The sequence below is a fragment of the Citrobacter sp. VF227 genome (assembly GCF_052950715.1).
Window position 1 is genome coordinate 1 of the sequence record NZ_JBRFVF010000317.1, and the last position, 488, is coordinate 488.

Sequence of the window (488 nt, forward strand, 5' to 3'; positions counted from 1 at the left end):
GCCTTGGGCGCGCATCATCAGTTCAGGCGCCCAGGTCAGTCAGCGCCTACGCGAGGAAGGATTTGACGCCTATTTCGTGCCCAAGGGTTATGACCAGGCCTTGCTGTCCTATCAAGGCCGGGAGCGAGATATCGAGCTGGCCTTCGTTGGCAGCACCAAAAGCGGTGCCTACAGCGAACGCAAGGCATTACTCGACGAACTGGCAAAAGTTGAGAGCCTGATCGTTACGCGTACTAACTCGGGCGAGGATTATTGCAATACCCTCAATCGCATTCGCTTTTTTGTCAGCGCAGACGTCGGTATGGGCGAATACATGATCAAGAACTTCGAGGCGATGGCTTGTGGTTGCGTATTGCTGGCTTGGGATCAAGGTGAAGCGGAAAACGAGGCGCTGGGCTTCGTCGATATGACGAATCTGGTGCTCTACCGCAGCATCGATGAACTGCGATGCAAGCTGGCTTTACTGCGTTCGGATCCGGAGCTGGCAT

General features: G+C 55.1%; 1 protein-coding gene. It reads left to right on the forward strand.

Translation table 11 applies throughout. The features are described from left to right. Nucleotides 1–488, forward strand: a 488-nt coding sequence (locus ACU8YC_RS26510; RefSeq protein ID WP_446896195.1) for a glycosyltransferase family protein, incomplete at both ends; no start/stop codon positions are given.